This window comes from Coprobacter sp. (genome assembly GCF_982436375.1).
Genome location: NZ_CEWDCG010000175.1, coordinates 1 through 6,518, shown reverse-complemented (window position 1 = coordinate 6,518; position 6,518 = coordinate 1). Strand labels below are relative to the sequence as shown.

The following is a 6,518-nucleotide window of genomic DNA, read 5'->3' as shown; positions in this document are numbered from 1 at the left end:
GTTTATAACGCTACTACTAGGTTTACAGATTATTATTCTATTGAGAACGATTAATAGGAAGTGAGCCAGTGTACAAAAAATAGAAGAGATAAATACTTAAATAAATATAGAACCTTTCTCACTTCCAGTGCTGAAAGGTTTTTTTATATAGAAAATAAAGATAAAAACACAATAGAATTATGTCTGACAGATTATTCATTTTTGACACTACATTGCGAGACGGGGAACAAGTTCCCGGCTGCCAATTGAATACCGTAGAAAAAATTCAGGTAGCTAAAGCTCTCGAAGGGCTAGGTGTTGATGTTATCGAAGCCGGGTTTCCGGTATCCAGTCCGGGAGATTTCAACTCAGTAGTAGAAATCTCTAAAGCAGTAACGTGGCCTACCATTTGTGCTCTGACACGAGCAGTAGAAAATGATATAAAAGTGGCCGCAGAAGCATTAAAATATGCCAAACACGGACGAATACATACCGGAATAGGTACATCTGATTATCATATCAAATACAAATTCAATTCCACTCGGGAAGAAATCATCGAACGTGCTGTATCGGCGGTCAAATATGCAAAAAAATTTGTAGAAGATGTCCAATTCTACGCAGAAGATGCCGGACGCACAGACAATGAATATTTAGCCCGAGTCATAGAAGCTGTAATAAAAGCCGGCGCTACGGTAGTAAATATACCGGATACTACAGGATATTGCCTTCCGGATGAATTCGGGCGCAAAATACGTTTCTTAAAAGAAAATGTAGAAGGAATCGATAAAGTAACCATAGCTACCCACTGTCATAATGATCTGGGAATGGCCACGGCAAATACAATTTCAGGAATATTGAATGGGGCAAGACAAGCTGAAGTTACTATAAACGGTATCGGAGAACGTGCTGGAAATACATCTCTAGAAGAAGTTGCCATGATTTTTAAAAGTCATCACGACCTTAACATAGAAACTAACATCAATACACAAAAAATATATGGTATAAGTCGTATGGTTTCAAGTTTGATGAATATGCCGGTGCAACCGAACAAAGCCATTGTAGGACGTAACGCTTTCGCTCATTCTTCGGGAATACATCAAGACGGAGTCTTGAAAAACCGTGAAAGTTATGAAATCATTGATCCTAAAGATGTCGGTATCGACGAAAATTCAATCGTATTAACCGCCCGTAGCGGACGAGCAGCATTAAAACATCGCCTACACATTCTCGGAGTCGAACTCGACAAAGAAAAACTGGATAAGGCATATAGAGATTTTCTGAAACTTGCCGATCGCAAAAAAGACATAAATGATGATGACATATTGATGCTTGTAGGAAAAGACCGTTCGGCAAATGCCCGCATCGCAATCGACTATTTGCAGGTAACTTCAGGTATCGGCATGCGCCCCGTCGCCAGTATCGGCTTAAATATCGCCGGAGAGAAATTCGAAGCGGCAGCTTCCGGTAATGGACCCGTAGATGCAGCAATAAATGCGGTAAAACAAATAATTCACCGTAAAATGACCGTACAAGAATTCTTAATTCAAGCTATCACAAAGGGAAGTGACGATGTCGGAAAAGTGCATATAACAGTTTCTTATGAAGGAGTACACTATTATGGTTTCTCAGCCAATACAGATATTGTAGCAGCATCTGTCGAGGCATTTATCGACGCTATTAATAAATTTATCGTTTAATAAACAACATCATTTATCATGTCTAAAAAAACATTATTCGACAAAATTTGGGATGCACATGTAGTTTCTACTATACAAGGCGGACCCACACAATTATACATCGACAGACATTATTGTCATGAGGTGACCAGCCCTCAAGCATTTAACGGTTTGCGAGAACGTGGATTGAAAGTATTCCGTCCCGACCGTACGACTTGTTCACCTGATCATAATATACCGACATTGAACCAAGACAAACCGATTGCAGACCCCATATCCCGAAACCAAGTAGAAGCTTTAAGTAGAAACGCTAAGGAATTCGGTATTACTCTATACGGACTCGGACACGAAAAGAATGGAATTATTCATGTTATAGGACCGGAAAACGGACTGACACAACCGGGAATGACCATTGTCTGCGGGGACAGCCACACATCTACTCACGGAGCTTTCGGAGCTATTGCATTCGGAATCGGGACAAGCGAAGTCGAGATGGTCCTGGCGACACAATGTATTCTACAACCTAAACCCAAAAGAATGAGAATCACTATTAACGGAAAACTTGGAAAAGGGGTTACGGCAAAGGATATAGCTCTCTATGTAATTTCCCGAATGACTACAGGCGGCGCAACCGGTTATTTTGTAGAATTTGCCGGAGAGGCGATTCGCTCACTGAGTATGGAAGGGCGCATGACAGTATGTAACCTAAGTATTGAAATGGGTGCAAGAGGCGGAATGATCACCCCTGACGAAACGACATTCGCTTATGTCAAAGATAAAGAATTTGCCCCTAAAGGAGAAGAGTGGGAAAAAGCGCTGAAACAGTGGAAAGAATTGTATAGTGATGCCGATGCTGTATTTGATAAAGAGGTATTCTTCGACGCTTCGGATATTGCACCTCGTATTACTTACGGGACAAATCCCGGAATGGGAATGGGAATACGCGACACGATTCCGGCATTAGAACAGATTGATGAAGCCGGTAAAATATCTTTTATCAAGTCCTTAAATTACATGGGATTCAAACCCGGTGAAAAATTAGAAGGGAAAACGATCGATTATGTATTTCTCGGTAGTTGTACAAACGGACGTATCGAAGATTTCCGAACCTTTGCCGAATTTGTAAAAGGACATAAAAAGGCTGATCATGTAGTCGCATGGTTAGTACCCGGTTCTTGGGCGGTAGAAAAACAAATCAGGAAAGAAGGATTGGATAAAATCTTAACAGAAGCGGGATTTGAACTTCGTCAGCCCGGATGCTCTGCTTGTCTCGCAATGAATGACGATAAAGTTCCTTCCGGAAAATATGCCGTATCCACATCTAACCGAAATTTCGAAGGGAGACAAGGTCCGGGTTCACGAACGATTTTGGCAGGACCTCTTGTCGCTGCTGCCGCTGCCATTACAGGGAAAATTACCGATCCCCGAAATTTTATGCAATAATTATTATATAATCTTTTAGAAATAAAAAATATGACCGATAAATTTAAAACTCTGACCTCTACCTGTATCCCACTTCCTATGGAAAATGTCGATACAGACCAGATTATACCTGCCCGTTTTTTAAAAGCAACTACCCGAGAGGGTTTCGGCGATAACCTATTCAGAGACTGGCGCTACGATAAAGAAGGAAATCCTATTCCCGGATTTGTATTAAACGATCCCACTTACTCAGGCACTGTTTTGGTTGCGGGAAAAAATTTCGGAAGCGGATCGAGTCGAGAACATGCCGCATGGGCTGTTGCCGGATATGGATTCAAAGTTGTCGTTTCAAGTTTTTTTGCCGATATTTTTAAAAACAATGCATTAAACAACTGTGTTCTTCCGGTCGTGGTTTCTGAGAATTTTCTATCAGATCTGTTCGGAGCAATCGCCTCCGACCCGAAAACCACAGTCACAGTAGATCTGGAAAATCAGATAATTACGAACAACTACAATGGCTCTCAAGAATCATTCGAAATAAATCCTTATAAAAAAGATTGCCTGCTTAACGGATATGATGATATAGACTATTTATTAAGCAGAAAGGATAGAATAGAAGCGTGGGAAAAGTCTCAAAACAGATAAATATGCGGCAAATAGAAATACTTGATACGACTCTGCGCGACGGAGAACAAACATCGGGAGTCTCATTCGCAGCTCAGGAAAAGCTCAGTATTGCAAGACTTTTGTTAGAAGAATTACGTGTAGATCGCATTGAAATTGCATCGGCAAGAGTCTCTGAAGGAGAATTCGAAGCTGTAAAAAGAGTGTGTGAATGGGCAGGGAAACGCGGTCACTTGAATAAAGTCGAAATTCTCGGATTTCTGGATAACGGTATTTCTATAAAATGGATTAAGAAGGCCGGAGGAAAAGTTGCGAATTTGCTATGTAAAGGCTCTCTGAAACATTGCACACAACAATTACGGAAATCTCCGGAAGAACATATAGAAGCAATCCGAAAGGAAATATCTTTTGCAAAAATAAACGGCCTTCAAGTAAATATATATCTGGAAGATTGGTCGAATGGTATGTTACATTCTCCCGAATACGTTTTTCAACTTGTAAATGCTCTAAAAAACGAACCTATCGAACGTATCATGCTTCCCGATACTTTAGGGATACTAAACCCTTACTCTTCATACGATTATTGTAAATCAATGATAAATCGTTATCCGGAGATTCGATTCGATTTTCATGCTCACAACGATTACGACCTCGCTGTGGCAAATGTCTATTCTGCAGCAAAGGCCGGAATACAGGGGATTCATTGTACTATAAACGGATTAGGAGAACGTGCCGGCAATGCTCCTTTATCGAGTATATTAGCGGTACTGCACGATCAACTACAAACAAAAACGAATATCGACGAACGTAAAGTAAATCAGGTAAGTCGAGTAGTAGAATCTTACTCCGGCGTACGAATTCCGTCCAACAAACCTGTTATCGGGGAACATGTTTTCACTCAATGTGCTGGAGTGCATGCTGACGGAGACAGTAAAAACAACCTCTACTTTAACGACTTGCTCCCCGAACGTTTCGGACGTACACGAGAATATGCACTTGGAAAAACTTCCGGCAAAGCCAATATCAAAAAAAATCTGGAAGCTCTGGGGATCGAGTTAGATGAAACTTCAATGAAAAAAGTTACAGAACGGATCATTGCTTTAGGTGATAAAAAAGAACAAGTAACTCAGGATGATCTTCCGTATATTATTTCAGATGTTCTGAATCACGACTCAGAAGACCAAAAGATACATTTGCTCAACTATTCACTTTCACTCGCCCAAGGCTTGCATCCGGTCGCAGTCATAAAAATAGAGATTCATGGTGAACAATATGAAGAAACGGCAACAGGAGACGGACAATATGATGCTTTCGTCAAAGCTTTGCGAAAAATATACAAATATCAACTAAAAAAGACATTCCCGATACTCATCAACTATACAGTCGATATTCCACCGGGAGGCCGTACAGATGCATTTGTTCAGACAGTTATTACATGGAATTTCAAAGGCCATACGTTCAAAACCAGAGGCCTTGATGCAGACCAGACAGAAGCAGCCATACAGGCTACTATTAAAATGTTGAACCAAATAGAAAAAATTCAAGATAATATATCAGAAACCGTATAAACAAAAAAAATCATGAAATTGAATATTGCCGTATTACCGGGTGACGGTATAGGACCAGAAATCGTAAACGAAGCGTTGAAAGTGACAAAAACCGTATGTGAAAAATTCGGACATGAACTTTCATACAAGCATGCTTTAGTAGGAGCTTGCGCTATCGACAAAACAGGGAATCCTTATCCTGACGAAACTCACGAATTATGTATGCAATCAGATGCTGTATTATTCGGGGCTATCGGAGATCCGAAATATGATAACAATCCGTCTGCCAAAGTCAGACCAGAACAGGGATTACTCGGAATGAGAAAAAAATTAGGATTGTATGCCAATATACGTCCTGTCTCGACATTCCATTCACTTATATACAAATCCCCCTTACGGGCAGACATCGTAAAAGATACCGACCTGATGTGCATTCGAGAATTGACTGGAGGAATCTACTTCGGACGTCCTCAAGGAAGAAGTGAAGACGGAACTATTGCATACGATACATGTGTTTATAGCCGGGAAGAAATAGAAAGAATAGTGCATCTTGCCTACAAATATGCTAAGCAAAGAAATAAAAAAGTTACGGTCGTAGATAAAGCCAATGTTTTGTGTACTTCTCGTTTATGGCGTGAAGTTGCTCAAGAAATAGAAAAACAATATCCTGAAATCACTACCGAATACATGTTTGTCGACAACGCTGCGATGCAACTGATACAATGGCCTAACCGATTCGATGTAATCGTTACCGAAAATATGTTCGGTGATATACTTACCGATGAGGCATCGGTAATTACAGGATCATTAGGTATGCTTCCTTCTGCTTCCATAGGTATTCATACTTCAGTATTCGAACCGATACATGGTTCTTATCCGCAAGCCGCAGGCAAAAATATCGCTAACCCTGTAGCAACGATTTTATCAGCAGCCCTTATGTTCGAATATGCATTTAATCTCATGGATGAAGGCAAAATGATTCGTGAAGCTGTTGATGCTTCGATAGAAGCAGGTATCGTAACAGAAGATTTAGCTCAAAATGGAAAGTCTTATAAAACTTCAGAAGTAGGACAATGGATTGCCGATTATATCAAAAATAAATAATTAAGCTGTATCTATTTTCCAAGACAGGATACCGTCCTTATAAGTAAGATAGTATCCTGTCTTTTTTAATTATTTAATCTCAAAATCGCTTAAATTTTCCGATAAAAACATTCTCAAAACTGACTCGTACGAAATTCAAATAGTAATCAAAATAATTTATTCTACT

General features: G+C 40.0%; 5 protein-coding genes. All 5 read left to right on the top strand.

Annotation, left to right across the window (positions count from 1 at the left end):
* The first annotated feature begins 179 nt into the window (after positions 1–179).
* Genes AC1WHX_RS09615 through leuB form a run of 5 tightly spaced genes read left to right on the top strand, consistent with a single transcriptional unit; the run spans position 180 to position 6,352 of the window.
* Entirely contained in the window at positions 180–1,676 is a 1,497-nt protein-coding gene (locus AC1WHX_RS09615; RefSeq protein ID WP_122338274.1) for a 2-isopropylmalate synthase, read from the top strand.
* An 18-nt stretch (positions 1,677–1,694) separates the two neighbouring features.
* Positions 1,695–3,098 carry a 3-isopropylmalate dehydratase large subunit gene (gene leuC, locus AC1WHX_RS09610; RefSeq protein WP_303116422.1) on the top strand — a complete coding sequence of 468 codons (1,404 nt, stop codon included), beginning with the start codon at positions 1,695–1,697 and terminating at the stop codon, positions 3,096–3,098.
* 30 nt (positions 3,099–3,128) lie between these two features.
* A complete protein-coding gene (gene leuD / locus AC1WHX_RS09605; RefSeq protein WP_022389700.1) occupies positions 3,129–3,722 on the top strand; it encodes a 3-isopropylmalate dehydratase small subunit in 594 nt (197 codons plus the stop codon).
* 2 nt (positions 3,723–3,724) lie between these two features.
* Positions 3,725–5,269, top strand: coding sequence for an alpha-isopropylmalate synthase regulatory domain-containing protein (locus AC1WHX_RS09600; RefSeq protein ID WP_122338272.1), 1,545 nt, complete (start codon positions 3,725–3,727; stop codon positions 5,267–5,269).
* A gap of 12 nt (positions 5,270–5,281) precedes the next feature.
* Positions 5,282–6,352 carry a 3-isopropylmalate dehydrogenase gene (leuB, locus tag AC1WHX_RS09595; RefSeq protein WP_122338271.1) on the top strand — a complete coding sequence of 357 codons (1,071 nt, stop codon included), beginning with the start codon at positions 5,282–5,284 and terminating at the stop codon, positions 6,350–6,352.
* Positions 6,353–6,518: the final 166 nt, after the last annotated feature.

What these genes read in the sequence shown, in the direction of transcription:
- leuD (WP_022389700.1), top strand. Translation starts at nt 3,129, where the DNA reads ATGACCGATAAATTTAAAACTCTGACCTCTACCTGTATCCCACTTCCT.
- AC1WHX_RS09615 (WP_122338274.1), top strand. Translation starts at nt 180, where the DNA reads ATGTCTGACAGATTATTCATTTTTGACACTACATTGCGAGACGGGGAA.
- AC1WHX_RS09600 (WP_122338272.1), top strand. Translation starts at nt 3,725, where the DNA reads ATGCGGCAAATAGAAATACTTGATACGACTCTGCGCGACGGAGAACAA.
- leuC (WP_303116422.1), top strand. Translation starts at nt 1,695, where the DNA reads ATGTCTAAAAAAACATTATTCGACAAAATTTGGGATGCACATGTAGTT.
- leuB (WP_122338271.1), top strand. Translation starts at nt 5,282, where the DNA reads ATGAAATTGAATATTGCCGTATTACCGGGTGACGGTATAGGACCAGAA.